Source organism: Streptomyces pseudoechinosporeus, from assembly GCF_054783935.1.
In genome coordinates, this window is sequence record NZ_BAAGPS010000003.1 from 208,724 (window position 1) to 233,552 (window position 24,829).

The 24,829-nt window shown below is 70.1% G+C and carries 24 protein-coding genes; 14 read left to right on the forward strand and 10 right to left on the reverse strand.

Going from position 1 to position 24,829, the window contains the following annotated elements:
- Positions 1–14: 14 nt before the first annotated feature.
- Positions 15–1,217: an acetyl-CoA C-acetyltransferase gene (locus ACYVO6_RS04345; RefSeq protein WP_461057386.1), complete on the reverse strand. Its 1,203-nt coding sequence runs from the start codon at positions 1,215–1,217 to the stop codon at positions 15–17.
- A gap of 146 nt (positions 1,218–1,363) precedes the next feature.
- Between ACYVO6_RS04345 and mce the strand changes: the two genes are divergently transcribed.
- The 7 genes from mce to ACYVO6_RS04380 all read left to right on the forward strand — a co-directional run bounded on the left by mce (position 1,364) and on the right by ACYVO6_RS04380 (position 11,153).
- On the forward strand, positions 1,364–1,828 hold the full coding sequence (gene mce, locus ACYVO6_RS04350; RefSeq protein WP_461057387.1) for a methylmalonyl-CoA epimerase: 465 nt from the start codon (positions 1,364–1,366) through the stop codon (positions 1,826–1,828).
- Positions 1,829–2,124: 296 nt separating this feature from the next.
- Positions 2,125–5,886 (forward strand): polarized growth protein Scy, encoded by a 3,762-nt coding sequence (gene scy / locus ACYVO6_RS04355; RefSeq protein WP_461057389.1) that lies wholly within the window; start codon positions 2,125–2,127, stop codon positions 5,884–5,886.
- Between the two features lie 184 nt (positions 5,887–6,070).
- Positions 6,071–7,006 (forward strand): cellulose-binding protein, encoded by a 936-nt coding sequence (locus ACYVO6_RS04360; protein ID WP_461057391.1) that lies wholly within the window; start codon positions 6,071–6,073, stop codon positions 7,004–7,006.
- An 85-nt stretch (positions 7,007–7,091) separates the two neighbouring features.
- Positions 7,092–8,027, forward strand: a complete 936-nt coding sequence (locus ACYVO6_RS04365; RefSeq protein WP_461057393.1) for an ATP-binding cassette domain-containing protein — start codon at positions 7,092–7,094, stop codon at positions 8,025–8,027.
- Positions 8,028–8,030: 3 nt separating this feature from the next.
- The gene (locus ACYVO6_RS04370; protein WP_461057395.1) at positions 8,031–8,801 is read left to right on the forward strand and encodes an ABC transporter permease; all 771 of its coding nucleotides are present in this window, start codon (positions 8,031–8,033) and stop codon (positions 8,799–8,801) included.
- A 307-nt stretch (positions 8,802–9,108) separates the two neighbouring features.
- Positions 9,109–10,296: an ABC transporter ATP-binding protein gene (locus tag ACYVO6_RS04375; RefSeq protein WP_461057397.1), complete on the forward strand. Its 1,188-nt coding sequence runs from the start codon at positions 9,109–9,111 to the stop codon at positions 10,294–10,296.
- A complete protein-coding gene (locus tag ACYVO6_RS04380; RefSeq protein WP_461057399.1) occupies positions 10,293–11,153 on the forward strand; it encodes an ABC transporter permease subunit in 861 nt (286 codons plus the stop codon). Before ACYVO6_RS04375 ends, ACYVO6_RS04380 begins: the two co-directional genes overlap by 4 nt.
- Before the next feature lie 37 nt (positions 11,154–11,190).
- On the opposite strand, the gene ACYVO6_RS04385 is transcribed toward ACYVO6_RS04380, so the two are convergent.
- Positions 11,191–11,520: an ATP/GTP-binding protein gene (locus ACYVO6_RS04385; RefSeq protein ID WP_461057401.1), complete on the reverse strand. Its 330-nt coding sequence runs from the start codon at positions 11,518–11,520 to the stop codon at positions 11,191–11,193.
- Between the two features lie 216 nt (positions 11,521–11,736).
- Between ACYVO6_RS04385 and ACYVO6_RS04390 the strand changes: the two genes are divergently transcribed.
- Positions 11,737–12,765: an LLM class flavin-dependent oxidoreductase gene (locus ACYVO6_RS04390; RefSeq protein WP_461057403.1), complete on the forward strand. Its 1,029-nt coding sequence runs from the start codon at positions 11,737–11,739 to the stop codon at positions 12,763–12,765.
- 150 nt (positions 12,766–12,915) lie between these two features.
- On the opposite strand, the gene ACYVO6_RS04395 is transcribed toward ACYVO6_RS04390, so the two are convergent.
- On the reverse strand, positions 12,916–13,308 hold the full coding sequence (locus ACYVO6_RS04395) for an SCO5389 family protein (protein WP_461057405.1): 393 nt from the start codon (positions 13,306–13,308) through the stop codon (positions 12,916–12,918).
- A 280-nt stretch (positions 13,309–13,588) separates the two neighbouring features.
- On the opposite strand from ACYVO6_RS04395, the gene nucS reads away from it, so the two are divergent.
- Complete coding sequence (gene nucS / locus ACYVO6_RS04400; RefSeq protein WP_461057407.1) at positions 13,589–14,269, forward strand: endonuclease NucS; 681 nt, start codon at positions 13,589–13,591, stop codon at positions 14,267–14,269.
- A gap of 102 nt (positions 14,270–14,371) precedes the next feature.
- On the opposite strand, the gene ACYVO6_RS04405 is transcribed toward nucS, so the two are convergent.
- The 4 genes from ACYVO6_RS04405 to ACYVO6_RS04420 form a co-directional block, all read right to left on the reverse strand.
- Entirely contained in the window at positions 14,372–16,960 is a 2,589-nt protein-coding gene (locus tag ACYVO6_RS04405; protein WP_461057409.1) for an ATP-binding protein, read from the reverse strand.
- Between the two features lie 293 nt (positions 16,961–17,253).
- Positions 17,254–17,577, reverse strand: coding sequence for an STAS domain-containing protein (locus ACYVO6_RS04410; RefSeq protein WP_033323891.1), 324 nt, complete (start codon positions 17,575–17,577; stop codon positions 17,254–17,256).
- Positions 17,578–17,742: 165 nt separating this feature from the next.
- Positions 17,743–18,591, reverse strand: a complete 849-nt coding sequence (locus ACYVO6_RS04415; protein ID WP_461057411.1) for a 3-hydroxyacyl-CoA dehydrogenase family protein — start codon at positions 18,589–18,591, stop codon at positions 17,743–17,745.
- A gap of 135 nt (positions 18,592–18,726) precedes the next feature.
- Positions 18,727–19,368, reverse strand: coding sequence for a TetR/AcrR family transcriptional regulator (locus tag ACYVO6_RS04420; protein WP_461057413.1), 642 nt, complete (start codon positions 19,366–19,368; stop codon positions 18,727–18,729).
- 80 nt (positions 19,369–19,448) lie between these two features.
- Between ACYVO6_RS04420 and ACYVO6_RS04425 the strand changes: the two genes are divergently transcribed.
- The 3 genes from ACYVO6_RS04425 to ACYVO6_RS04435 are packed head-to-tail and all read left to right on the forward strand — an operon-like array spanning position 19,449 to position 21,574.
- The gene (locus ACYVO6_RS04425; RefSeq protein ID WP_461057415.1) at positions 19,449–20,231 is read left to right on the forward strand and encodes an ABC transporter ATP-binding protein; all 783 of its coding nucleotides are present in this window, start codon (positions 19,449–19,451) and stop codon (positions 20,229–20,231) included.
- 7 nt (positions 20,232–20,238) lie between these two features.
- The gene (locus ACYVO6_RS04430) at positions 20,239–20,988 is read left to right on the forward strand and encodes an ABC transporter permease (RefSeq protein ID WP_461057417.1); all 750 of its coding nucleotides are present in this window, start codon (positions 20,239–20,241) and stop codon (positions 20,986–20,988) included.
- A 13-nt stretch (positions 20,989–21,001) separates the two neighbouring features.
- Positions 21,002–21,574 (forward strand): cob(I)yrinic acid a,c-diamide adenosyltransferase, encoded by a 573-nt coding sequence (locus ACYVO6_RS04435; RefSeq protein WP_461057419.1) that lies wholly within the window; start codon positions 21,002–21,004, stop codon positions 21,572–21,574.
- A gap of 27 nt (positions 21,575–21,601) precedes the next feature.
- Here ACYVO6_RS04435 and ACYVO6_RS04440 read toward each other — a convergent pair whose 3' ends face one another.
- The 3 genes from ACYVO6_RS04440 to ACYVO6_RS04450 all read right to left on the reverse strand — a co-directional run bounded on the left by ACYVO6_RS04440 (position 21,602) and on the right by ACYVO6_RS04450 (position 22,759).
- Positions 21,602–21,871: a type II toxin-antitoxin system RelE family toxin gene (locus ACYVO6_RS04440; protein WP_461057421.1), complete on the reverse strand. Its 270-nt coding sequence runs from the start codon at positions 21,869–21,871 to the stop codon at positions 21,602–21,604.
- The gene (locus tag ACYVO6_RS04445) at positions 21,868–22,143 is read right to left on the reverse strand and encodes a type II toxin-antitoxin system Phd/YefM family antitoxin (RefSeq protein ID WP_461057423.1); all 276 of its coding nucleotides are present in this window, start codon (positions 22,141–22,143) and stop codon (positions 21,868–21,870) included. The genes ACYVO6_RS04440 and ACYVO6_RS04445 overlap by 4 nt, the downstream gene beginning before the upstream one ends.
- A 70-nt stretch (positions 22,144–22,213) precedes the next feature.
- A complete protein-coding gene (locus ACYVO6_RS04450; RefSeq protein WP_461057425.1) occupies positions 22,214–22,759 on the reverse strand; it encodes a hypothetical protein in 546 nt (181 codons plus the stop codon).
- Positions 22,760–22,912: 153 nt separating this feature from the next.
- On the opposite strand from ACYVO6_RS04450, the gene ACYVO6_RS04455 reads away from it, so the two are divergent.
- Both ACYVO6_RS04455 and ACYVO6_RS04460 read left to right on the forward strand, forming a co-directional pair.
- The gene (locus ACYVO6_RS04455) at positions 22,913–24,157 is read left to right on the forward strand and encodes a sensor histidine kinase (RefSeq protein WP_461057427.1); all 1,245 of its coding nucleotides are present in this window, start codon (positions 22,913–22,915) and stop codon (positions 24,155–24,157) included.
- Positions 24,154–24,795 carry a response regulator gene (locus tag ACYVO6_RS04460; RefSeq protein WP_461057429.1) on the forward strand — a complete coding sequence of 214 codons (642 nt, stop codon included), beginning with the start codon at positions 24,154–24,156 and terminating at the stop codon, positions 24,793–24,795. The genes ACYVO6_RS04455 and ACYVO6_RS04460 overlap by 4 nt, the downstream gene beginning before the upstream one ends.
- Positions 24,796–24,829 lie beyond the last annotated feature (34 nt).

Below are 24,829 nucleotides of genomic sequence, written 5' to 3' on the forward strand. Positions count from 1 at the left end.
GGACAGGAAAGGCTTCAGCCCTTGGGTACCCGCACGATCAGCGCGTCACCCTGGCCACCACCGCCGCACAGCGCCGCCGCGCCCACGCCGCCGCCACGCCGCTTCAGTTCCAGGGCGAGGTGGAGTACGAGACGGGCGCCGGACATTCCGATCGGGTGGCCCAGGGCGATCGCGCCGCCGTTGACATTCACCTTTTCCGTGGACACCCCGAGGTCCTTCATTGACTGGACCGCCACGGCCGCGAAGGCTTCGTTGATCTCGATGAGGTCGAGGGCCGAGACCTCCAGGCCCTCCTTCTTGAGGGCGTGCTGGATGGCGTTCGAGGGCTGGGACTGGAGGGAGTTGTCGGGACCGGCCACGTTCCCGTGGGCGCCGATCTCCGCGAGCCACTCGAGGCCCAGCTCCTGCGCCTTGGCCTTGCTCATGACCACGACGGCCGCCGCACCGTCGGAGATCTGCGAGGCCGAACCGGCCGTGATCGTCCCGTCCTTGGTGAACGCAGGGCGCAGCTTGCCCAGCGACTCGGCGGTCGTCTCGCCGCGGATGCCCTCGTCCTTGCTGAAGACGACGGGGTCGCCCTTGCGCTGCGGAATCTCGACGGGGGTGATCTCGGCGTCGAAGACGCCGTTCTTCTGGGCGGCGGCGGCCCGCTGGTGCGAGAGGGCGGCGATCTCGTCCTGCTTCGGACGGGCGATGCCCAGGCGGGTGTTGTGCTTTTCGGTCGACTCGCCCATGGCGATGTTCTCGAAGGCGTCCGTCAGACCGTCGTACGCCATCGCGTCGAGCATCTCGATCGCGCCGTACTTGAAGCCCTCGCGGGACTTCGGCAGCAGATGCGGCGCGTTCGTCATGGACTCCTGGCCGCCGGCCACGATCACGTCGAACTCACCCGCCCGGATCAGCTGGTCCGCGAGCGCGATCGCGTCCAGGCCCGAGAGGCAGACCTTGTTGACGGTGAGCGCCGGGACGTTCATCGGAATGCCGGCCTTGACCGCGGCCTGGCGCGCCGGGATCTGCCCCGCCCCGGCCTGCAGAACCTGGCCCATGATCACGTACTGCACCTGGTCGCCACTGATCCCCGCACGGTCCAGGGCGGCCTTGATCGCGAATCCACCGAGGTCGGCTCCCGAGAAGGACTTCAGGGAGCCGAGCAGCCGTCCCATCGGGGTGCGGGCACCCGCGACGATCACGGAGGTGGTGCTGTTCGTTCCAGTCATGAGGAGCGATCCCCTTCCAGCTTGCACAGCTGAGGAGTGAACGAGGGTTTACTAAAATGTACTGAGCGGTAGCCGACCCGTCATCCGGCAGGGCGTGTGATCGCGCGCACGTTGCGTAACCGCGTGCGGCGCGCTGCACTAACAGCATGCTGACGCGAATCGACCACATCGGGATCGCCTGTTTCGACCTGGACAAGACCGTCGAGTTCTACCGTGCCACGTACGGCTTCGAGGTCTTCCACTCCGAGGTCAACGAAGAGCAGGGCGTACGCGAGGCCATGCTCAAGATCAACGAGACCTCCGACGGCGGCGCCTCCTACCTCCAGCTCCTGGAGCCGACCCGCGAGGACTCCACCGTCGCGAAGTGGCTGGCCAAGAACGGTGAGGGCGTGCATCACATCGCCTTCGGCACGGCGGACGTCGACGCGGAGGCGGCCGACATCAAGGACAAGGGCGTACGCGTGCTGTATGAGGAGCCGCGCAGGGGGTCGATGGGGTCGTGCATCACCTTCCTGCACCCCAAGGACTGCCATGGCGTACTGACGGAGCTGGTCACCTCCGCGCCCGCCGGGTCCACTGATGCGGCGGGCGTTGAGTCGACCGGGCACTGACGTCCGTACTGCATGGTCTGGGGACTTTCCGTCGGCCACTGTGCCTCGGACCCCGGACCCCCCAGCCGGAAAAGCCGGTTGGCCAGGCCCCCGGGTCGATCGGGCCCGGTAGGGTTGGGGGCGGTCGTCGCTCCGGGAGGGCGGCCGTAGCCGGGGTCCGGGTTTCGGGGGCGAGCGTCGGGGCAGCAGCCCATGCTCCGCCGTTGATCTGACACCATTCCCCGGGGGCCCCGTTCGGCGGATGGACGGTGCTCGTTTGGAGAGACTTGCGACCAGGGGACGGATGGGACCGCGCAGTGCGGGGCTACGAACGCCAGGAGCGAGAGCCGGCGGCTGACGTCGACCACCTCTCTCGGTTCGAGGCCGAGATGGAGCGGCTGAAGACCGAGCGGGAGAAGGCCGTCCAGCACGCCGAGGACCTCGGCTATCAGGTCGAGGTGCTGCGCGCCAAGCTGCACGAGGCGCGGCGCAATCTCGCGTCCCGCCCTGCCTTCGACAGCGCCGACATCGGCTACCAGGCCGAGCAGATGCTGCGTAACGCGCAGATCCAGGCCGACCAGCTGCGCATGGACGCGGAGCGGGAGCTGAGCCAGGCCCGCGCGCAGACCCAGCGGATCCTCCAGGAGCACGCCGAGCAGGCCGCCCGCCTCCAGGCGGAGCTGCACTCCGAGGCGGTGGCCCGGCGCCAGAAGCTCGACCAGGAACTGGCCGAGCGCCGCCAGACCGTCGAGACGCACGTCAACGAGAACGTCGCCTGGGCCGAGCAGCTGCGCGCCCGCAGTGAGCAGCAGGCCCGCCGGCTCCTGGACGAGTCCCGCGCCGAGGCCGAGCAGGCCCTGGCCGCCGCCCGCGCGGAGGCCGAGCGGGTCGCCGCCGAGGCCCGGCAGCGTCTGGAGGCCGATGCCGAGGCCGCCCGCGCGGAGACCGAGGCGCTGCTGCGCCGGGCCCGTACGGACGCCGAGCGCCTGCTGAACGCCGCGTCCAACCAGGCGCAGGAGGCCACCGACCACGCCGAGCAGCTGCGCAGCTCCACGACGACCGAGTCGGAGTCGGCCCGCCGTCAGGCCACCGAGCTGAGCCGGGCCGCCGAGCAGCGGATGGCGGAGGCCGAGTCGAAGCTGCGCGAGGCGCAGGCCGAGGCCGACAAGGTCCTCGCGGAGGCGAAGGAGGCCGCGGCCAAGGCCCTGGCCGGCGCCGAGTCCGCGAACGAGCAGCGCACGCGTACGGCCAAGGAGCAGGTCGCCCGGCTGGTCAGCGAGGCCACCAAGGAGGCGGAGACCACCAAGGCGGATGCCGAGCAGGTCGTCGCCGACGCCCGCCTGGAGGCGGAGAAGATCCTCGCGGAGGCCGCCGAGACGGCCCGTAGCGCCACCGCGGAGGAGACCGCCTCGCAGCTGTCGTCAGCCGCGCGTACGGCCGAGGACGTCCTGAACAAGGCGTCGGAGGATGCCAAGCAGACCACCAAGGCGGCGGCCGAGGAGGCCGAGCGGATCCGCCGCGAGGCGGAGGCCGAGGCGGACCGGCTGCGGGCCGAGGCGCACGACATCGCCGAGGAGCTCAAGGGCGCGGCGAAGGACGACACCAAGGAGTACCGCGCCAAGACGGTCGAGCTGCAGGAGGAGGCGCGCCGGCTGCGCGGCGAGGCCGAGGCCCTGCGGGCCGACGCGGTCGGCGAGGGTGAGCGGATCCGCGCCGAGGCACGGCGTGAGGCCGTCCAGCAGATCGAGGAGGCGGCCAGGACCGCCGAGGAACTGCTCTCCAAGGCGAAGGCCGACGCGGACGAGCTGCGCTCGAACGCGACGACGGAGAGCCAGCGGCTGCGTACCGAGGCCATCGAGCGCGCCACCGCGCTGCGCCGCCAGGCCGAGGACACCCTGCAACGCACCCGCGACGAGGCCGAGCGCAATCGCGCGGAGGCCGTCGAGCTGTCCGAGACCATCAAGGAGGAGGCCGAGCGGGCCGCGCTGGAACTGCGCGAGGAGACCGAGCGCGCCGTCGCCGCCCGGCAGACCGAGGCCGCCGAGGAGCTGACCCGGCTGCACACGGAGGCCGAGGAGCGTCTGGCCGCCGCCGAGGAGGCCCTGAGCGACGCCCGCGCGGAGGCGGAGCGGATCCGCCGCGAGGCCGTCGAGGAGGCGGACCGGCTGCGCGCGGTGTCCGCCGAGCGGATTCGTACGCTCCAGGCACAGGCCGAGGCCGAGGCCGAGCGGCTGCGCAACGAGGCCGCCTCCGATGCCTCCGCCTCGCGGGCCGAGGGCGAGGCCATCGCCGTACGACTGCGTTCGGAGGCCGCCACCGAGGCCGAGCGGATGAAGTCGGAGGCTCAGGACTCGGCCGACCGGGTCCGGGCGGAGGCGCAGACCGCCGCCGAGCGACTGGCGGCCGAGGGCGCCGAGACGCTGGCCGCCGCCCAGGAGGAGGCCGCCCGGCGTCGCCGCGAGGCCGACCAGTACCTCGGGACCGCGCGCGAGGAGGCCGACCAGGAGCGGGAGCGGGCCCGCGTGCAGAGCGAGGAGCTGCTGGCCTCGGCGCGCAACCGCGTGGAGGAGGCCCAGGCCGAGGCCCTGCGGCTGCTCGAGGACGCCGACCGGCGCGCCACGGAGATGGTGTCGGCCGCCGAGCAGACCGCGCAGCAGGTACGGGACTCCGTGGCCGGGCTGCACGAGCAGGCGCAGGACGAGATCGCGGGCCTGCGCAGCGCCGCCGAGCACGTGGCGGAGCGTACGCGCACGGAGGCGCAGGAGGAGGCGGACCGGGTCCGCGCCGACGCCTACGCGGAGCGGGAGCGGGCCGCCGAGGACGGCAACCGACTCAGGCGCGAGGCGCGGGAGGAGGCGGAGGCCGCCAAGTCCCTTGCGGAGCGCACGGTTTCGGAGGCGATCAGCGAGTCCGACCGGCTCCGCTCGGAGGCCCGGGAGGACGCGAACCGGCTCCGCTCGGACGCGGCGACGCAGGCGGACAACCTCATCAACGAGGCGACCTCCGAGGCGGAGCGGCTCAGCTCGGAGACGAACACGGAGGCGGAGCGAGTACGCGCCGAATCCGTGGCGAAGGCCGAGAAGCTGATCTCGGACGCGACGGGCGACGCCGAGCGACTGCGCGCCGAGGCCGCCGAGACGGTCGGCTCCGCGCGGCAGCACGCCGAGCGGATGCGCAGCGAGGCGCAGCGGTTCAGGGCCGAGGCGGAGGCGGAGGCGGAGCGGGTCACGGCTCAGGCCCGCGACGAGGCCGACCGCACGCTGGACGAGGCCCGCAAGGAGGCCAACAAGCGGCGTTCCGAGGCGGCCGAGCAGGCCGACAAGCTCATCCGGGAGTCGTCGGCCGAGGCGGAGAAGCTGACCTCCGAGGCCCGGCGGTCCGCGCAGAAGACGACGGCGGACGCCGAGACACAGGCCGACACGATGGTGGGCGCGGCCCGCAACGAAGCGGAGCGGCTGGTCTCCGAGGCGACCGTCGAGGGCAACTCGTATGTGGAGCGGGCCCGTACGGACGCGGACGAGCTGCTGGTCGGCGCCCGCCGGGACGCCACGGCGATCCGGCAGCGCGCGGAGGAGCTGCGCGACCGGATCACCGGCGAGATCGAGGAGCTGCACGAGCGGGCCCGCCGTGAGTCCGCCGAGGCGATGAGGTCGGCCGGCGAGCGGTGCGACGCGCTGGTGAAGGCCGCCGAGGACCAGCTGAAGGAGGCGGAGGCGAAGGCCAAGGACCTGGTCTCGGAGGCCAACTCCGAGGCGGGCAAGGTCCGTATCGCCGCCGTACGCAAGGCCGAGGGGCTCCTCAAGGAGGCCGAGCAGAAGAAGTCCGCGCTCATCGCCGAGGCCGAGCAGATCCGCTCCGACGCCGAGCGCGATGCGAAGCGCATGGTCGAGGAGGGCAAGCGCGAGCTCGAGGTGCTGGTCCGCCGCCGCGAGGACATCAACGCCGAGATCTCCCGTGTCCAGGACGTCCTCGAGGCGTTGGAGTCCTTCGAGGCCCCGGCGAGCGGCAAGGACACGGGCGTCAAGGCGGGCGCGGCGGCCGGTGCGACCCGTTCGGGTGGCAAGTCCTCGGAAAGCTAGCCAAAACGGCCGGTTTCGTACTCACGCGAGGGCCCTCGGTGCCGTGTCCTGGAAGCGCTCCGGCCGTTAGCCAACAAAAAGGGCGTCATTCTCCATACCAAGTCTGTCTTCTGCTCGATGACGCGCCGCCTTGACCCCTAGGATTCCACCTATCACCTCACCGGTCTCATTCGACAGGAACCCCATGAGCGACACTTCCCCCTACGGCTTCGAGCTTGTGCGGCGTGGGTACGACCGCGCTCAGGTGGACGAACGCATCTCGAAGCTCGTCTCCGACCGTGACAGCGCTCTGGCCCGTATCACCGCCCTGGAAAAGCGCATCGAGGAACTCCACCTCGAGACGCAGAACGCCCAGGCCCAGGTGAACGACGCCGAGCCGTCGTACGCGGGTCTCGGCGCGCGCGTCGAGAAGATCCTCCGCCTCGCCGAGGAGGAGGCGAAGGATCTGCGCGAGGAGGCCCGTCGCGCGGCCGAGCAGCACCGCGAGCTCGCCGAGTCCGCCGCCCAGCAGGTGCGCAACGACGCCGAGGCGTTCTCCGCCGACCGCAAGGCCAAGGCGGAGGACGAGGGCGTCCGGATCGTCGAGAAGGCCAAGAGCGACGCCTCGCAGCTGCGTGCCGACGCCCAGAAGGACGCGGCGTCCAAGCGCGAGGAGGCGGACGCCCTCTTCGAGGAGACCCGCGCCAAGGCCGCGCAGGCCGCCGCCGACTTCGAGACGAACCTCGCCAAGCGCCGCGAGCAGTCCGAGCGCGACCTGGCCTCGCGTCAGGCCAAGGCCGAGAAGCGCCTCGCGGAGATCGAGCACCGCGCGGAGCAGCTGCGCCTGGAGGCGGAGAAGCTGCGTACGGACGCGGAGCGCCGTGCCCGCCAGACGGTCGAGACGGCTCAGCGCCAGGCCGAGGACATCGTGGCCGACGCGAACGCCAAGGCGGACCGGATCCGTTCGGAATCCGAGCGGGAGCTTGCGGCTCTGACGAACCGCCGCGACTCGATCAACGCTCAGCTGACGAACGTTCGCGAGATGCTGGCGACGCTCACGGGCGCCGCAGTCGCTGCCGCGGGCTCGCCGGAGCAGGACGAGCCGATCTCTCGTGGAGTTCCGGCTCAGCAGTCTCGGTAAGTTCGGCTTACGGGGCGCACCCCCAGAGACAAAGCCCTCTGCCACTGAAGTGGCAGAGGGCTTTGTCCCGTTTTAGCGTTGCCGCATGATCGAAGTCGAAGGGCTGACCAAGCGGTACGGCGCGAAGTTGGCCGTGGATCGGCTGACGTTCAAGGTGCGGCCCGGGGTCGTCACGGGGTTTCTGGGGCCCAACGGGGCCGGGAAGTCCACGACGATGCGGATGATGCTCGGGCTCGACCGGCCGACCGCGGGGGACGTACGGATCGACGGGCGGCGTTACGAGAGCCTGCGGGACCCGCTGAAGCACATCGGCGCCCTTCTCGACGCCAAGGGCGTGCACGGCGGACGCAGCGCCTTCCATCATCTGCTGTGCCTCGCACAGAGCAACGGCATCCCCAAGAGCCGGGTGTACGAGGTCCTGCACACGGTGGGCCTGACGGCGGTGGCCCGCAAGAAGGCGAAGGGGTTCTCGCTCGGGATGGGGCAGCGGCTCGGTATCGCGGGGGCACTGCTCGGCGATCCGCGGATCCTGATGTTCGACGAGCCGGTCAACGGGCTCGATCCCGAGGGCATCCACTGGATCCGGAACCTGATGAAATCCCTTGCCGCACAGGGCCGTACGGTCTTCGTCTCCTCCCACCTGATGAGCGAGATGGCGCTGACCGCCGACCACCTCGTCGTCATCGGCCAGGGCCGGCTGCTCGCCGACACCTCCATGGCCGACTTCATCCAGCACAACTCACACTTGTACGTCCGTATCCGCACCCCACAGCCGGAACGGCTGCTCGACGTGCTCGACGAGGCCGGAATCAAGGCCTTCCGGGCGGGCGGCGGGACGCTGGAGGTGGACGGCGGCAAAGCGGAGCGCATCGGCGAGCTGGCCGCCGAGCACCAGATCGTGCTGCATGAGCTGAGTCCTCAACAGGCGTCCCTGGAGGAGGCGTTCATGCGGCTGACGGCCGGGTCGGTGGAATACCACGCGCAGGGCGGCATGCCGCACACCGGCTGGAAGAAGGGCTGAAGCATGGCCACGACCCAGGTCGTCAGGTCCGAGTGGACCAAGATCCGCTCCGTGGCGTCCACAGTGTGGACACTGAGTCTCGCCGCCGTTGTCACCGTCGCCCTAGGCATGCTGATCTCGCTCCTGTCCAGGAACGAGTGGGACTCCATGAGCACGCGGGACCAGCTCTCCTTCGACCCGACCTACACCAGCTTCGCGGGCATGAGCCTGGGCCAGCTGGCGATGATCGTGTTCGGCGTGCTCGTCGTCTCGAACGAGTACAGCACCGGCATGATCCGCACCTCGCTCGCGGCCGTCCCGCAGCGCGGCACCTTCCTGTTCGGCAAGATCGCGGTGGCGACCGGGCTCGCGTTCGTCGTCGGCCTCGCCACCAGCTTCCTCGCCTTCTTCGTCGGGCAGGCCACGCTCGGCGAGCACAGTGCGTCGATCGGCGACGAGGGCGTGCTGCGCGCGGTCATCGGCGGCGGCCTCTATATGACGCTCATCGCCGTGTTCTCGATGGCCGTCGCGACGATGCTGCGCGGCCCGATGCTGTCACTCGGCATCCTGATGCCGTTCTTCTTCCTGATCTCCGGGATCCTGACCGCCGTCTCGGCGACCGAGAAGATCGGCCAGTTCCTGCCCGACCAGGCCGGCAACAAGATCATGCAGGTGGTTCCGCCGGTCCAGGACGACACTCCGTACGGGCCCTGGGGCGGCCTTGGCATCATGGTGCTCTGGGTCGTCGCCGCGCTCCTGGGCGCGTACGCCGTGATCAAGAAGCGGGACGCGTAAGCGCTCCGCTGGAGGTGCAGTGATTCGGCTGCGGGCCGGTGGGGGCTGGTCGCGCCCACGCGGCGGAGCCGCATATCAACACCGCCCCGCGCCCCTATCGGGGCCTGCGGCCCCTCAAGTGGGCGCGGGTACCGCACCGGACTTCACCAAGGTCGCTTAGACCTCGGGAAGGCGCCCGCGGGAGCAGCGGGTTTTACTCACACTTGATGGGAACCGTCAGCTCCCCGTTATCCTCCTAACCCTTACGGGGGGCGTGCGCCCCGACGTCCTGAACCTGACGTCCTGAACCTGTCGATGGGTGCGGAGAATGATCGAGGCAGTCGGCCTGACGAAGCGCTATGGCGCCAAGACGGCCGTGTACAACCTTTCCTTCCAGGTGAGGCCAGGTGCCGTCACCGGCTTCCTCGGGCCCAACGGCTCGGGCAAGTCGACGACGATGCGGATGATCCTCGGCCTGGACAACCCCACCGCGGGGCAGGTGACGATCGGCGGCTATCCCTATCGGAGGCTGCCCAACGCCCCCCGCCAAGTCGGCGCGCTGCTCGACGCCAAGGCCGTGCACGGCGGCCGGCACGCGCGCAACCACCTGCTGTGCCTGGCGCAGCTGTCGGGCATCCCGGCCCGCCGTGTGGACGAGGTGCTCGGTGTCGTCGGTCTCCAGGACGTGGCGAAGAAGCGCTCCAAGGGCTTCTCGCTCGGCATGGGCCAGCGCCTGGGCATCGCCGCCGCGCTGCTCGGCGACCCTCAGGTGCTGCTCTTCGACGAGCCCATCAACGGCCTCGACCCCGAGGGCATCCTGTGGGTGCGCAATCTCATGAAGTCCCTTGCGGCGGAAGGCCGTACGGTCTTCGTGTCGTCCCACCTCATGAGTGAGATGGCGGTGACCGCCGACCACCTCATCGTGATCGGGCGCGGGCAACTGCTCGCCGACATGAGCATCAGGGACTTCATCTCCGCCAACTCCGCGGACTTCGCGCGCGTACGGACGCCCGACACCGAGCCGCAGCAGCGCGAGAAGCTGACGTCCGCGCTGACCGAGGCGGGCGGCCAGGTACTGCCCGAGCAGGACGGCGCGCTGCGGGTGACCGGACTGCCGCTGCCCCGCATCAGCGACCTCGCGCACGACGCCGACGTACGCCTGTGGGAGCTGTCGCCGCACCAGGCCTCGCTGGAGGAGGCGTACATGCGGATGACGCAGGGCGCCGTCGACTACCGCTCGACCAGCGACCAGCGTGCGGGCCTCCAGCAGGAGCTGCCGCCGGGTGCCATGCCGCCGGTGCAGATGCCGGTGCCCGGGCAGGGCCAGCCGGGCTGGTACGCCCCGCCGCCGCCCCAGCAGGGCGGTCAGCCGTTCGCGATGCCGCAGGGACAGCCCGCGGGCCCGTACGGGGCACCGGCCGCGCCCGGCGGCCCCGGCGAGCCCAACCCGTACGCCCAGGCCGCACCCGCGCAGCACGCCGCTCCTGACATGACCAAGCCCGAGGACGCCCGATGAGTACGCCCCAGCCCTCCATGCAGCAGGCCGCGCCCAACTGGCAGGCGGCGCCCGGCTCTTCGTACACCTCACCCATCCCGATCGTGCGCACCCACCTCGGGCACGCGCTGGCCTCCGAGTGGACGAAGATCAAGTCGGTCCGCTCGACGATGTGGACGCTGGGCGTCTTCGTCCTCCTCGTGATAGGTCTCGGCCTGCTCTTCGCCATCATCGCCGCCTCCGCGAACATGAACCTGGAGGGCGAGTCCCCGCTGAGCCTCGGCCTGTTCGGCGTGATGCTCGGCAGCGTCTGCCTCATCACGCTCGGCGTGCTGACCACCGCCTCCGAGTACGGCACGGGGATGATCCGGACCACGATGACCGCGTGCCCGAGCCGCGGCCGGGTGCTGGCCGCGAAGGCGATCGTGTTCTTCGTGCTCGCCTTCACGGTCACCCTCGTGGCCACCGCGCTCGTCGCCTTCCTTCAGGTGGCGATCCTCAGCGACAACAACGCCGCGGACCCGACCGGTGCGGAGTGGTTCAAAGCGACGGTCGGCGTCAGCCTCTTCCTCGCGCTGTTCGGACTGCTGTCACTGCTGATGGGCTCGCTGATCCGGCACTCGGCGGGCGGGATCACCATCATGCTCGGCGTGTTCCTCGCACCACTGGTCATCGCGATCTTCATGTTCGCGGAGGCGCTGAGGGACGTGCAGGAGTTCCTCCTCAACTACTCGATCCCGAGCCAGCTCGGTGTCTTCTACAGCGCGGAGCTCGGCTCCGCCGGCCCGTCCGGCTGGGACCCGCTGTGGATCATGCTGGGCCTGACGGCCGTCGCGTTCGCCGGCACCTACCTCCTGCTGGAGAAGCGCGACGTGTGAGCCGTATCAGCAAAAAACCCGAGGGGCCCAAGGGGCCTTAGAAACGTGGCGCGTTGCGGGACCGCTGCACCCGAGTGGTGCGGCGGTCCTTCGCGTTCCAGCAGGCCTTGTGCCAGTGGCGGCGGTCGTCCACGCCCGCGTGCTCCGGCCAGGCCACCACGTGCGGGACCGCTGAGGGGATCAACTGCTCGCAGCCCGGGCAGCGATAGCTCTTGCCCTCGGCACTCGCGCCCGCCACATGACGTACGCTCCATGCCTCGCCCTGCCAGCTCTCCGTGGTCTGCCAGCCGCCGTAGCGGCCGGACCGGTCGCCCTGATCCGCGGACACGTTGGGGCCGCCCTTGGGACGATTGCGGCGCGGGGACACAGGACACCTCACGGGCTTTACAGGGAACACGGGCCGCATCCAGCCTACGTGGCGCAGCCGTGGGTACATCTACCCCACAATCCCCACAGACTCCGGCGTGACCGGCTCATTCTGCAGACAATCCGCCAATCCCCCCGCCAAGCCGTGTCTTTGGCACGTGTCAGACAGTTATGCGGATCGGGGAGCCGCCTCGGCGCCAAGGAGGACAGGAGTGCGATGCGCATAGGAAGTTTTGTACTGGCGGCCCAGTTTCCGGGACAGGGCCAGGGGGAGGCGCTGCACCGCGCGGTGCGGTCGGCGGAGGTCGCCGAGGAAGCGGGGCTCGACGCGGTCTGGCTGGCCGAGCATCATTTCGTGCCGTACGGGACGTGCCCGTCGGCCATCACGCTCGCCGCGCTGCTGCTCGGCCGCACCCGCCGTATCAAGGTCGGCACGGCGGTCAGCGTGCTCCCCACCGCGCACCCCGTGGCGCTCGGCGAGCAGGCCGCGCTGCTGCATGTGACGTCCGGCGGACGCTTCATGCTCGGCGTGGGGCGCGGTGGCCCATGGGTCGATCTGGAGGTCTTCGGATCGGGTCTCGAGGCGTACGAGAAGGGGTTCCCGGAATCACTCGATCTGCTGGTGCGCTGGCTGCGCGAACCGTCCGTCTCGAGTGCGGGCGAGCGCTATGCCTTCCGTGAAGTCCCCGTCGTACCGAGGCCGTCGGAGGACCTGACGGGCGCCGAGGGTCCGGAGGTCGTCGTCGCCTGCACCTCTGCGGCGAGCGTCCGGCTGGCCGCCGAGCGCGGTCTGCCGATGCTGCTCGGGATGCATGTCGGCGACGAGGAGAAGGCGGAGATGGTCGCGCTGTGGCGTTCGTACGCCAGGGCCGCGGGCCGCTCCCCCGAGGAGATCGCGGGCGCGGCCCATGTATCGGCCGGCCTCGCGCAGATCGCGGACCGCCGCACCGACGCGGTCGAGACGCTCGTCAAGGCGATGCCGGGCTGGCTGAGGCAGGGTCTTGAGGCCCATGTGACGGTGGACGGCCGCGCCCGCGCGATGCGGGACCCGCTGGCGTACACCGAACTGCTCTGCGGTCTGCACCCGGTGGGCACGCCCCAACTGTGCGCCGACCGGCTGGCGGCGACCTCGGAGCGTACGGGCATCACCCGCTTCGCGCTCCTGGTGGAGGGCTCGGGTGACCTGGCGGCGACGGAGGAGAACGTACGGCGGCTGGGGGCAGAGGTGTTGCCACGGCTGCGGTGAGCGGGTCTGGTGCCGGGGTGAGCGGGCCGCTGGTGTGCCCGGGCCGGCGGCGGAGGAGGCGCGGTCAACGCGCCTGCCTCGCGGGGAGCTTGCCGCCCCATGCAAATGCACCTCCCGCATACGGGGCGGCAAGCCTGCGGCATCGCTGCCTCAGCAGTCCCGGAACTCCGGTGACTGGTTCAGCAGTTGACTGCGCACCGAGGTGAAGCGGGCCAGCGTGTCATCAACCGACTCGTCCAGCGGGAACACCGCCACCCGATGGCAGTTCTGGAAGGCCAGCCGCACTCCGAAGTGCCGCTGCAGAGCGCCGCGTATCGCGTCACTCGCGAGCGCTCGCAGCAACTGGCCCCGTGCCTGCTCGTCCGGCGGCGGCGTCTGGTTGTCGGCGAACTTTCCGCCGTCCACCTTCAGTTGGGCCACCAGGGAGCTGATCATCTCCCATGCGTAAGGCAGGGAAGTCCGGACGCAGTCGACGAATTCCGCTTCGTCGACCTCGCCTCGCTCGGCCTGTTCGAGTAGGGCCGGTGAGACGTCCAGCGACATGGGTTCTCCTCTCGCACCCCCTCCCGACAGAGGGGGTTGACGGACAGGGAGGGAGACCGCGACAACGGACACACCGACAACGGACACGCTGCGTACGCGCACCACGACCTCCCGTTCATACGGTAGGCAACTGTTCTTGATCGCACCAGGACATGTGGAACACAGCAGGGCACCAATGTGCACACAATCGGCCACTTTCGAACAGCATGTGCCATAGGCAAGAGTCGTTGACGATGGGCGAATCGCGTCCACCACCGCCCGTCGAGTAGCGTTGCCGACCATGCGTCTCGTCATTGCCCGCTGCTCCGTCGACTACGCCGGCCGGCTCACCGCCCACCTCCCGTCGGCGCCCCGCCTGATCCTCGTGAAGGCGGACGGCAGCGTCTCGATTCATGCGGACGACCGGGCCTACAAGCCCCTCAACTGGATGTCTCCGCCCTGCACGTTGAAAGAGGGGGCCGGAGACGCCGAGGGCACAGCTGGCGTCTGGACCGTCACCAACAAGGCGGGCGAGAAGCTCATCATCACGATGGAGGAGGTTCTCCACGACTCCTCGCACGAACTCGGCGTGGACCCGGGCCTGATCAAGGATGGCGTGGAAGCGCACCTCCAGGAACTGCTCGCCGACCGCATCGAGACCCTCGGCGAGGGCTATTCGCTGATCCGCCGCGAGTACATGACGGCCATCGGCCCGGTCGACATCCTCTGCCGGGACGCCGAGGGACAGACCGTCGCCGTGGAGATCAAGCGACGCGGCGAGATCGACGGCGTGGAGCAACTCACGCGCTATCTGGAGCTGTTGAACCGCGACCCGCATCTCGCGCCGGTACGCGGCATCTTCGCGGCCCAGGAGATCAAGCCGCAGGCCCGCGTCCTCGCGACCGACCGCGGCATCGGCTGCACGGTCCTCGACTACGACGCGCTGCGGGGCATCGAGGACGACAAGCTGCGGTTGTTCTGACAGCCGGGACGTTCTGACGGTTACGACGGCAGAGGGCCGGGTCCGTGTGAAGCGGACCCGGCCCTCTGTCGTGCCGTACAACTGCCGTGTCGTACGCGGCTGTCAGATCACCGTCTGCTCGTCGCTGTCCGCCGGAGTGCTCGCGGAGCTGGTGGTCTCGGCCGGGCTGGACACCGGTGTGCTGGGCAGGTCCGGCGCGGGGCCGCTGGCCGAGCTCGAGTCCTCCGGCGGCGGGGGGTCGTCCGTCGGGTCGTCGGTGGGCGGATCGGTCGGGTCGTCGGTCGGCGGGTCCGTCGGATCGTCCGTGGGCGGATCGGTCGGATCGTCGGTCGGCGGGTCCGTCGGATCGTCCGTGGGCGGACGGGTCGGATCGTCGGTCGGCGGCTTGGTCGTGGGCGGCTTCGTCGGAGATTTGGTCGGGTCGCTCGGGTCCTTCGACCCGGTCGGATCGTCCGACGGCTCCTTGCTCGACGTCGGCGTCGGATCGTCCGCGGTGCCCACGATGCCGTCCTCACCCGGGTCCGGGGCCGTCGGACGGCTCGTGGAGTCGGAGTCGTCGGCGTCGTCCTTCACCGGCTGGTCCGCACCGAGCCCGCCGTCGTTCTCCCCCGGACTGGCCGACGGGTTGACGCCGACCCTCTCCGACGGGGGCGGGTCCTCGCCGTCCGAGGTCGCGCCGAGCGTCACTACCGTGCCGAGCACGGCGACGAGGAGCGCGCCCGCGCTCGCGGCCACCAGATTGCGCCGGGTGCCGTGCACCAGCCGCTTGACGCCACTGGTCCTGTGCGACGCCGGGGGCCCGGTCCGGTGCGTGACGACCGTCGAGAGCTGGGGCGGCGTGGGCGGCGAGAGGGCCGAGAACGCTGCCGGTACGCCACCGGGGGGCGACGCCGACTCCTCGTGCCGCGCGTCGGGCACCTCCTCGCCCGTGGTCGCCCCGAACCCGGCCGCCGGCGTGACACCGGTACGGTCGTCGACCAGCGCGAGGGCGCGGCGGCCTGCGACCATGCCGCGCTTGTCGGCGACGGCGCCGCGCAGCCCGGTGGAGGCCTCCAGCTCGGCGCGAGCCCGGTCGTACTGTCCGCCGCAGAGCGCGAGTATGCCCAACTCATGGTGGAAATAGGCCTGTTCGGAGACCTCACCGGCGATCCTGGCCACCTCGGCGCCGGCCCTGAGGGTGCGCTCCCATGAACCCCAGTCAAGCCCCGCGGCGAACGCGGGCGCGACCGCCCGGGCCAGCCCCACGGCGGCGCTCTCCTCCTCGCCGTCCACCGGCGGCTCGGCGACCGACACCAGCGCGTTGAGCGCCGCGAGCACGGCGTCCGCCTCGGCGGCGACCCGCTCCGGGGTGACCGAAGGATGCCCGGCCCACCAGGCGTAGTGCTGGGCAGCGGTATTCGCCCGGTCCTCCGCGTCCGACGCGTACCCGACGCCCACCAGCTGGGTGTGTACGCCCGCCGCGAGCCGGTAGTGCGAGCCGACCGGCGTGACGAGCGCGCAGCCGACCAGCTCCGCGAGCGCGGCGTCCGCGTGCGTGTCCCCCACCAGCGCCGGCAGATGCGCCTGGTGCGGCACCTCGCCGCCCAGCGCGACGGCGAACCGCAGCGTGGCGCGCGCCGATTCGCTGAGCCGGGAGGCGAGCAGCGCGGCGGGCGCGGCGCCGTCGGCGAGCGAGGGCAGCGGTACGTCCTGGAGGTCCTCGGCGTCGAAGGGCGCGTCCACGGGCGCGTCCTCGTAGTAGCCGAACTCGTCGAAGGCGTTCGGGTCGGCGCGCAGCTGGTCGCGCTGCCGCAGCAGCGCACCGGCCTGCACGAAGCGCAGCGGCCGTCCCTCGGACTCGAACCAGAGGTCGCCCGCCCAGTTCGCCTCGTCCTCGGTCAGTACGCGGCCCACGGCACGCTCGAGCAGTTCGAGCCCGCCGGCCCGGCCGAGGCCGCCGAGGAACACCTCTTCGAGGAGGGAGTCGGCGGACGGCGAGGCGACCTCGGGCGTCGCGGAGATCAGGAAGGCGCACTCGGGCGTCGCGTCGAGCAGCTCGTCGAGCGCGCTGCCGCCGAACTCGATGTCGTCGAGGACGACGACCGCGCCGATCTCACGGACGAGCGCGAGCAGTTCGTCCGGTTCCGGCCGGTACAGCGGCGCGCTGTAGACGGCCGCGAAGAGGTCGTGCAGCAGATCGCTCACCGTGCGGCGGTATCCGCTGAGAAGTACGACGCCGTCGGGCGCGAGGTCCGCGCAGTCGTCCGCGACGGCGTCCAGGAGCGCCGTACGGCCCGATCCCGAAGGCCCGGTGAGCCGTACGGAGCGCCCGCGCGCAAGCAGGCGTACGAGCCGCTCACGCTCCTCCTGGCGCTCCAGGAGCGGCAGCCTGGGTTGCACATGCCCCGGTGGTACGGGCGGCCGCGCGGCGCGCGCCAGCTCGGCGCGCTCGGCGGGCGTGTACTTGACCGGTCGGCCCGGCCGCTCGCCCGGCGGGCAGAGCTCTATCTCGCTGCCGTCGACGGGATTGACGGTGAGCAGGTAGTCGCCCGACACGAGCTGTACGGTGCGCGCCAGTGCCGGTGTGTGCTGGGCGTTTCCCGGTCCGAGAGCCTGCGTGAGCGGATCGCGCGGCGGGCGCTGACGAGGCGTACGGCCTCCCCCATCATCACGGCCGTGCTCTTCGGGTCCTCGGTTGTTCGTCGGGTCCATAGGTCCAAGCCCCCCAAAAGCGTTGTGTGCCGAGCCCCCCGGCCTGCTGCACACTGCGCTGTCGCTTCTGGTCCGGTGCCCGCTCACGGGTTAGTGAGGGTAGCGGGCAGCCGAACCCTAAACCTTCGCACAGTATCTACGAACAGACGGGGTACGGCGCCGTCCGAGACGTCACAGCTTCATGAGGATTGTGCGCGCTGTGCTTTTCATGCAGGAGACGGCGGTCCGGTTCCTTGAGAAAGCCGGTTTGAGTAAGCGGCGGTACGTTCCTTCTGGAGGCGGCGGTCCGGGTCTCACACCCGGGGCAGCGACTCGACTCCGATGCCGCCCTCGACCGCCAGGATCCGGTGCAGCCGGGTCGCCACCAACAAGCGTTGCATCTGCGGCGGAACGCCGCGCAGCACAAGCCTCCGGCCGCACCGCCCCGCCCGCCGGTGGGCCCCCATGATGACACCGAGTCCGGTGGCGTCCCAGGAGTCCAGCTCTGACAGGTCGAGCACCAGGTCACCGGCTCCGTCGTCGACGGCCGAGTGCAGGACCGTACGGGCGTCCGCCGCGCTGACGACGTCGAGGCGGCCCCCGACGACCAGCTCGGCGTGGTCGCCCTTGATGTGCATATGCGCTCCCCGAGAGTGCGTTTCGTGTTCAGCGTCTTTCGTGCTTTTCCGTGTCCTGTGTTTGTGCCAGGACTGACTGCCGTACCGGGGCAGAAGTTGCCGTCTGTAAGCGAACCGATACCGAAACCACCCCGAAGGGTGATCACTGTAGGGGACGACAGAAGATCAGTAGGGGTAAAAACCCTGCCCGCTCTTGCGCCCGATATCGCCGGCGTCGACCATCCGGCGCATCAGTTCCGGAGGGGCGAACTTCTCGTCCTGGGTCTCCGTGTAGATGTTGCTCGTCGCGTGCAGCAGGATGTCCACACCCGTCAGGTCGGCGGTGGCCAGCGGCCCCATCGCATGACCGAAGCCCAGCTTGCAGGCGAGGTCGATGTCCTCGGCGGTGGCCACGCCCGACTCGTACAGCTTCGCCGCCTCGACGACGAGCGCCGAGATGAGCCGGGTCGTGACGAAGCCGGCCACGTCGCGGTTGACGACGATGCAGGTCTTGCCGACGGATTCAGCGAACTCCCGCGCCGAGGCGAGCGTTTCGTCACTCGTCTTGTAGCCGCGCACCAGCTCGCACAGCTGCATCATCGGGACCGGCGAGAAGAAGTGGACGCCGACGACCCGCTCCGGGCGCTCGGTGGCCGCCGCGATCTTGGTGATCGGGATGGCGGAGGTGTTGGACGCGAGTACAGCCTCGTCCTTCACCAGCTTGTCGAGCGCACGGAAGATCTCGTGTTTGACTTCCAGCTTCTCGAAGACGGCCTCGACGACGATGTCGGCGTCGGCGACCGCGTCGAGGTCGGTGGTCGCGGTGATACGTCCCAAGGCCTCTTCGGCCGCACCGGCGTCCAGCTTCCCCTTGCTCACGAACTTCTCGTACGAGGCCTTGATGCCGTCGGTGCCACGGGTCAGCGCCTCATCGGTCACATCCCGTAGGACGACGTCCCAGCCGGCCTGTGCGGACACCTGGGCAATACCGGAACCCATGAGTCCGGCTCCGATGACGGCAAGCTTCCGTGCCACAGTCCGACTCCCCTAACCCGCTTAACACGCTGCTTATATCTGCCTCTCCGGCGGACCTTAGCGCTCGTGAAGGGCTGTGTGACTAGTTAGTAATGCGCGTCACGTCTCAGATGACGGACATCACACCGGCAGGGGTCATTCCGCCGCTCGTACGGCGTAGTTGAGGACCTTCTCGCTCAAAAGGTCCTCCATGTCGTCGAGAAGGGCGAGGGCTTCGCGGGACACCTCGGCGGCCCTCCGGCCCGCGACCATCTCGCGGCCGATCATGGCCATGAGGGTGGACTGGACCCAGCTGATCTGTCCCGCCATCAGCGTGGGCAGCGGGTCGTCGGGGGCCGCGTCCGTCTCCTCCCTGAGGGTCTGCTCGAGGTGTTCCAACGCCTCCTGCTGAACGCGCCACAGCCGGGCCTTGAGTGCGTCCGCCTCGTGGATGACGCGAAGGAAGTCGCCGTAGCCCTCCATGAGGCCCACCTTGGGCGAGACGGTCTCGACCTCCTCGCGCAGTTCGCGCAGTACGGCGGCGGCGGCCGACTCGCCCTTGCCCCGGGCCCGTACGTACCGCGAGAGCCGTTCGACGATGCCCTTGCTGCGGTCGAGGAAGAGGTCCTCCTTGGCCGGGAAGTAGTTGTACACGGTGTTGACGGAGACGTCGGCGGCGTCGGCGACTTCGGCGATGGTCACCGTCACGAAGCCCCGCTCCACGAACAGCCTGGTGGCGATGTCCGAGATGTGCTGCCGGGTCTGCCGCTTCTTCCGCTCCCTGAGCCCCTCTGCCATGCCTCCATCGTAGCTTCGCTGTGGTCGATGAAATTTTGGGGTCGTTGCAAAATTTCATCGACTCTGTTTTTCTTGGGCGCATGGCAATCATCAGTACGGCCGGGCTGGCCCGGACCTTCCAGACGAAACAGGGCCCGGTGGAGGCGGTGCGGGGCGTGGACCTCACCGTCCAGCCGGGCGAGATCGTCGGCTTCCTCGGACCCAACGGCGCCGGCAAGACGACCACGCTCCGGATGCTCACCACGCTGCTCGCGCCCACCGGGGGCGCGGCCACGGTCGCGGGCTGCGATCTGGCGACGGACCCGGCCGGGGTGCGGCGGGCATGCGGCTACGTGGCGCAGTCCGGCGGGGTCGATCCGCAGATCACCGTGCGGGAGGAGCTGGTCACCCAGGGCCGCCTGTACCGGCTGACGAAGGCTCAGGCCGCAGAGACAGCCGAGGAGCTGGCCCGCGATCTGGACCTGACCGAGCTGCTCGACCGCAAGTGCGCCGCCCTCTCCGGCGGCCAGCGGCGCCGCCTGGACATCGCGATGGCGCTCACCCACCGCCCGAAGGTGCTGTTCCTCGACGAGCCGACGACCGGCCTCGACCCCGGCAGCCGCGCCGACCTGTGGGACCTGGTGCGCCGACTGCGCGACGAGCACGGCACGACCGTGTTCCTGACCACCCACTACCTCGACGAGGCCGACGCGCTCTCCGACCGCCTGGTCATCGTCGACAAGGGCGAAGTCGTGGCCGAGGGCACGCCGAGCGCGCTGAAGCTGCGGTACGGCGGCTCGGCCGACGCCTCGCTCCAGGACACGTTCCTCGCCATCACCGGCCGGGGCCCTGCACCGGTCGACGCCACCCCCGTAGCCGTATAGGACACCCATGCTGCTGCACGACACCGCACTCATCTACGGCCGTTACCTGCGCCAGTCCCTCCGCTCCCGCTTCGCGCTGCTCTTCGGCGTACTGATGCCCCTGCTCTACCTGCTGTTCTTCGGTCCGCTGCTGACCGATCTGCCGCTGGGCGGGCAGGGCAGCTCCTGGCAGGTCCTCGTCCCCGGGCTGCTGCTCCAACTCGGTCTGTTCGGGGCGTCGTTCGCGGGCTTCACGATCATCATGGAGAAGGCCCAGGGGGTTCTCGAGCGCATGCGCGTCACCCCCGTCAGCCGGCTGGCTCTGCTGCTGGGCCGGGTCCTGCGGGACGCCACCGTCTTCGTCTTCCAGGCGGTGCTGCTGGTGCTGGCCGCGTTCGCCATGGGCCTCAGGGCACCGCTGCCCGGCGTCCTGATCGGCTTCGCGTTCGTCGCCCTGCTGACCGTCTCGCTCGGCTCACTGTCGTACGCGCTGGCCATGAAGCTCAGCACACCGCAGTCCTTCGGCCCGGCGGTCAACGCGCTGACCATGCCGTCGATGCTCCTGTCGGGCCTGATGCTCCCGATGACCCTGGGCCCGGCCTGGCTGGACGTCCTGTCCCACTTCATGCCGTTCCGCTATCTGGTGGACGCGATGCGGGACGCGTACGTCGGCTCGTACGCGACCTCCTCCATGCTGTACGGCGTGATCGTGGCCGTCGGCTTCGCGGCGGTCGCAGTGACAGTGGGCACACGAGTGTTCCGGAAGGCCGGAGCGTAACTACGCTGGTCACATGGTCAATCTGACGCGCATCTACACCAGGACCGGCGACCAGGGCACCACCGCCCTCGGCGACATGAGCCGGGTCGCCAAGACCGATCTGCGGATCGCGGCGTACGCGGACGCCAACGAGGCGAACGCGGTGATCGGTACGGCGATCGCCCTCGGGGGGCTGGACGAGGAGATCGTCAAGGTCCTCACCCGCGTGCAGAACGATCTCTTCGACGTCGGGGCCGATCTGTCCACGCCGGTCGTCGAGAACCCGGAGTTCCCGCCGCTGCGAGTCGAGCAGTTCTACATCGACAAGCTGGAGGCGGACTGCGACCGCTTCCTCGCCGAGTTGGAGAAGCTCCGCTCGTTCATCCTGCCCGGCGGCACGCCCGGTGCGGCACTGCTGCACCAGGCGTGCACGGTCGTACGGCGGGCGGAGCGGTCGACGTGGGCGGCGCTGGAGGTGCACGGGGAGGTGATGAACCCGCTCACGGCGACCTACCTGAACCGGCTCTCCGACCTGCTGTTCATCCTTGCGCGGACGGCCAACAAGGAGGTCGGAGACGTGCTGTGGGTGCCTGGGGGCGAGCGCTGACGAACCGCCATGCTCTATGGGCGGCGGTCAGAGCCTTCGATAGATGTCCCTGCGGTGCCCGACCTCGACCACCAGGATGATCAACTTCCCGTCATCGATGGTGTAGGCGATCCGGTACGCACCAACCCGCAGACGGTACAGATCGTCGTGCCCGGACAGCTTCTTCACGTCAGCGTCATCACGATAGGGATCGTCACCGATGCGGCTGAGCGCGTGGAGGATGTGCAGCACCGTCGTCTGGTCGATGGTCCGCAGCTGACGCCGCGCGGCGGCCGTGAACTCGAAGGCGTACTTCACGCCACGTCCGTCGCGGCGGTCCCGAAGATGTCGGCGAGGACTTCGGCCATGGTCGCGCGCGGCTCGCCGCCGTCCTCCTCAAGGGTCCGCATGGCCTTGCGGGCGAGGAGTTCGTCAGCGGCTGCTTCCAGCGCGTCGTACTCCTCGATGGGCACGATCGCGGCGACGGGAGTGCCACCTCGGGTGATGACCGTGGGCTCCCCCGCCTCGGCCTGGTCGAGAAGCTTCGCAAGGCCGGCACGGGCTTCGCGCACCGATACAGATTCATCCATGACGCAAGTGTACCCATCTACGTGTACACCTCGGTCGGGGTGACGAAGCCCAGTCCGTGCCCGGTGCGGCTCAGCGGACCTTCGCCGGTTCCCTCTTCGGCCAAACCGTGTAGCCGAGCGGGATGAGCAGGTTGATGCCGATCACGAACAGCATCCTCGACTGCCAGGTGCGCAGCGACTCGGTCTCGCCGCCGGAGCCCACGTACCAGATCGCGGCCTGGAGCAGCGCCAGGGCGACGACCGCCGCGAGAATCCACCGGCCCGCGACCTTCCACTCGTGCACCGCGCGGGCGAAGCCGTACTTCGGTGGCTTCACCGGGGCCGGGCCGCCCGCGAAGCGGTGCGCGAACTGGGCGTCGGCCCACTTGATCATGGAGTGGCCGAGACCCACGGTGAAGCCGATGTAGACGGCGGCGAGACCGTGCTTCCAGTCGGGTTCCGCGCCGTTCTTGAGGTCGATGGCGGTGACGGTGAACAGCAGGACTTCGAGGAGCGGCTCGCACAGCAGCAGGGCGAGGCCGGTCCTCGGCATCTTGAGCAGATAGCGCGCGGCCAGGCCCGCGGCAAGCAGCACCCAGAAGGCGACTTCACAGACGATGATGAGTGTGACGATCATGGTTCGCTCCTCTCGGTCACCGTTCCAGGCTCCCGGCGGAAGCGGCCCGGATCGTCGTCGGCAGTGACGAATCGGCACTGCATCCTTCGATGTAGCCGCGGACCGTCCCCCAGGATCAGGCGCCGGGCGCGTACGCCGTGTTGGATTGGGTCCATGGCCGTACGACTCCCCCGCCCCCATCGCGACGACGTGCGGATCGCGGTCGCGGGGCTGCTGGGTGGGCTCTTCCTGTACGGCGTCGGGCTCAGCAGCCGCCCGCCCGGCCAGCCGATCGTCCTGTGGCCCGACAGCCGGGTACTGCTGCTGCCGCTCTTGGTGATAGCGGGCTGCGAGCTGCTGCGCCGTGTCCGGCCGCGCACGGCCGTGCTGATCGGCACGGCCGCGGTGATCGCGGACCTCTTCACCCGGGGCAGCCTGGCCACCGTCGTGATGTTCACCGACCTCGTGTACGCGGCCGTGCTGTACGGCCCTCCGGCCTCCGCCCGGCGCATCCCCTGGATCACCGGGCTGCTCACGGTGATCGGCACGGTCGTGCCCGTCGCGGTGTTGCGCGTGCCGGAGGCCCTGCTGATCGGCGTGGGTGTCGGCGTGGTGGCGTTCGGGCCCGCCGGCACCGGCTGGATCGTCCGCAACCACCGCGACACCGCCGAAGCCGCCCGTCTGCGCGCCGAGCAGACCGCCCTGCTCGCCGAGATCGACCGCACCCAGGCCGTCATGGCCGAACGTGCCCGGATGGCAAGGGAGTTGCACGACATGGTGGCCAACCACCTGTCCGCCATCGCCATCCACTCCACGGCCGCGCTCTCCCTCGACGACCCGGACACGACAAAGGACGCCCTCGGCATCATCCGGGAGAACAGCGTCGAGGGCCTGGCGGAGATGCGGCGGCTCATCGGGATACTGCGGGACTCCAGCGGCGACACCGAGCCCTCGGCCGCCCCCACCCTCGACGGACTCGGCGCACTCGTCGACACCGCCCGCGCCAACGGCCTGGACGTCACGCTCGACACCACGCACGTAAAACTCCCCGCGCCGGTCGAGCTCGCCGCGTACCGGATCGTCCAGGAGTCCCTGACCAACGCCCTCAAGCACGCCTCCCCCGGCCGGGTCACGGTGACGCTCGCCATGGGGGCACCTCCCATGCCCTTAAGGCAATGGGGGAGGGACGGCACCCTGAGCCTCCGGGTGACCAGCCCGTACGGCGACCGCGACGGCCCGCGCGCCCCCGGCTCGGGCGCCGGTCTTGTCGGTATGCGGGAGCGGGTCGCGCTGCTGGGCGGCACCTTCGAGGCCGGGCCCGAGAGCGCCCCCGACGCGGACGTCTCGGGCGACTCACGCGACGGCAAGATCTGGACCGTACACGCCACCCTGCCGACCACCCTGGGAGGAACCGAATGATCCGCGTGCTCGTCGCCGAGGACCAGTCCGCCGTACGCGCCGGGCTCGTCCTCATTCTGCGCAGCGCGCCCGACATCGAGGTGATCGGCGAGGCCGCGGACGGCGAGGAGGCGGTCGCGCTGGCGCGTGAACTGCGGCCCGATCTGGTCCTGATGGACGTCCAGATGCCTCGCCTCGACGGCGTCTCGGCCACCCGGCAAGTGGTCGACGAGGGCCTTGCCGACGTGCTCGTGCTGACCACCTTCGACCTCGACGAGTACGTCTTCGGGGCGCTGCGCGCGGGCGCCTCCGGTTTTCTGCTGAAGAACACCGAGGCGCGCTCTCTCCTCGACGCGGTCCGCACGGTCGCGCGTGGCGAGGGGCTGATCGCGCCCGCGGTCACGCGACGCCTGATCGCCGAGTTCGCCACGAAGCCCGTACGGGATCCAGGGCCCGACCCGGCGGTCCTGGAGTCCCTCACCCGCCGTGAACGCGAGGTGCTGTCCTGCCTCGGCGACGGGCTGTCCAACGCCGAGATCGCGGGTCGCCTGGAGATGGCCGAGGCCACGGTGAAGACCCACGTCAGCCGCCTGCTGGGGAAACTGGAGCTGCGCAGCCGGGTGCAGGCGGCGGTGCTGGCGCAGGAGTTGGGCGTGTAACAGCACCACCCTCATTGGTCTGGACCTCTTGACC

Bases quoted from the DNA above. Each gene is read 5' to 3' on its own strand.
- ACYVO6_RS04345 (WP_461057386.1), bottom strand. From the start codon at position 1,217: ATGACTGGAACGAACAGCACCACCTCCGTGATCGTCGCGGGTGCCCGC.
- mce (WP_461057387.1), top strand. From the start codon at position 1,364: ATGCTGACGCGAATCGACCACATCGGGATCGCCTGTTTCGACCTGGAC.
- ACYVO6_RS04360 (WP_461057391.1), top strand. From the start codon at position 6,071: ATGAGCGACACTTCCCCCTACGGCTTCGAGCTTGTGCGGCGTGGGTAC.
- ACYVO6_RS04365 (WP_461057393.1), top strand. From the start codon at position 7,092: ATGATCGAAGTCGAAGGGCTGACCAAGCGGTACGGCGCGAAGTTGGCC.
- ACYVO6_RS04370 (WP_461057395.1), top strand. From the start codon at position 8,031: ATGGCCACGACCCAGGTCGTCAGGTCCGAGTGGACCAAGATCCGCTCC.
- ACYVO6_RS04375 (WP_461057397.1), top strand. From the start codon at position 9,109: ATGATCGAGGCAGTCGGCCTGACGAAGCGCTATGGCGCCAAGACGGCC.
- ACYVO6_RS04380 (WP_461057399.1), top strand. From the start codon at position 10,293: ATGAGTACGCCCCAGCCCTCCATGCAGCAGGCCGCGCCCAACTGGCAG.
- ACYVO6_RS04390 (WP_461057403.1), top strand. From the start codon at position 11,737: ATGCGCATAGGAAGTTTTGTACTGGCGGCCCAGTTTCCGGGACAGGGC.
- ACYVO6_RS04395 (WP_461057405.1), bottom strand. From the start codon at position 13,308: ATGTCGCTGGACGTCTCACCGGCCCTACTCGAACAGGCCGAGCGAGGC.
- nucS (WP_461057407.1), top strand. From the start codon at position 13,589: ATGCGTCTCGTCATTGCCCGCTGCTCCGTCGACTACGCCGGCCGGCTC.
- ACYVO6_RS04405 (WP_461057409.1), bottom strand. From the start codon at position 16,960: ATGGACCCGACGAACAACCGAGGACCCGAAGAGCACGGCCGTGATGAT.
- ACYVO6_RS04410 (WP_033323891.1), bottom strand. From the start codon at position 17,577: ATGCACATCAAGGGCGACCACGCCGAGCTGGTCGTCGGGGGCCGCCTC.
- ACYVO6_RS04420 (WP_461057413.1), bottom strand. From the start codon at position 19,368: ATGGCAGAGGGGCTCAGGGAGCGGAAGAAGCGGCAGACCCGGCAGCAC.
- ACYVO6_RS04425 (WP_461057415.1), top strand. From the start codon at position 19,449: ATGGCAATCATCAGTACGGCCGGGCTGGCCCGGACCTTCCAGACGAAA.
- ACYVO6_RS04430 (WP_461057417.1), top strand. From the start codon at position 20,239: ATGCTGCTGCACGACACCGCACTCATCTACGGCCGTTACCTGCGCCAG.
- ACYVO6_RS04435 (WP_461057419.1), top strand. From the start codon at position 21,002: ATGGTCAATCTGACGCGCATCTACACCAGGACCGGCGACCAGGGCACC.
- ACYVO6_RS04445 (WP_461057423.1), bottom strand. From the start codon at position 22,143: ATGGATGAATCTGTATCGGTGCGCGAAGCCCGTGCCGGCCTTGCGAAG.
- ACYVO6_RS04450 (WP_461057425.1), bottom strand. From the start codon at position 22,759: ATGATCGTCACACTCATCATCGTCTGTGAAGTCGCCTTCTGGGTGCTG.
- ACYVO6_RS04455 (WP_461057427.1), top strand. From the start codon at position 22,913: ATGGCCGTACGACTCCCCCGCCCCCATCGCGACGACGTGCGGATCGCG.
- ACYVO6_RS04460 (WP_461057429.1), top strand. From the start codon at position 24,154: ATGATCCGCGTGCTCGTCGCCGAGGACCAGTCCGCCGTACGCGCCGGG.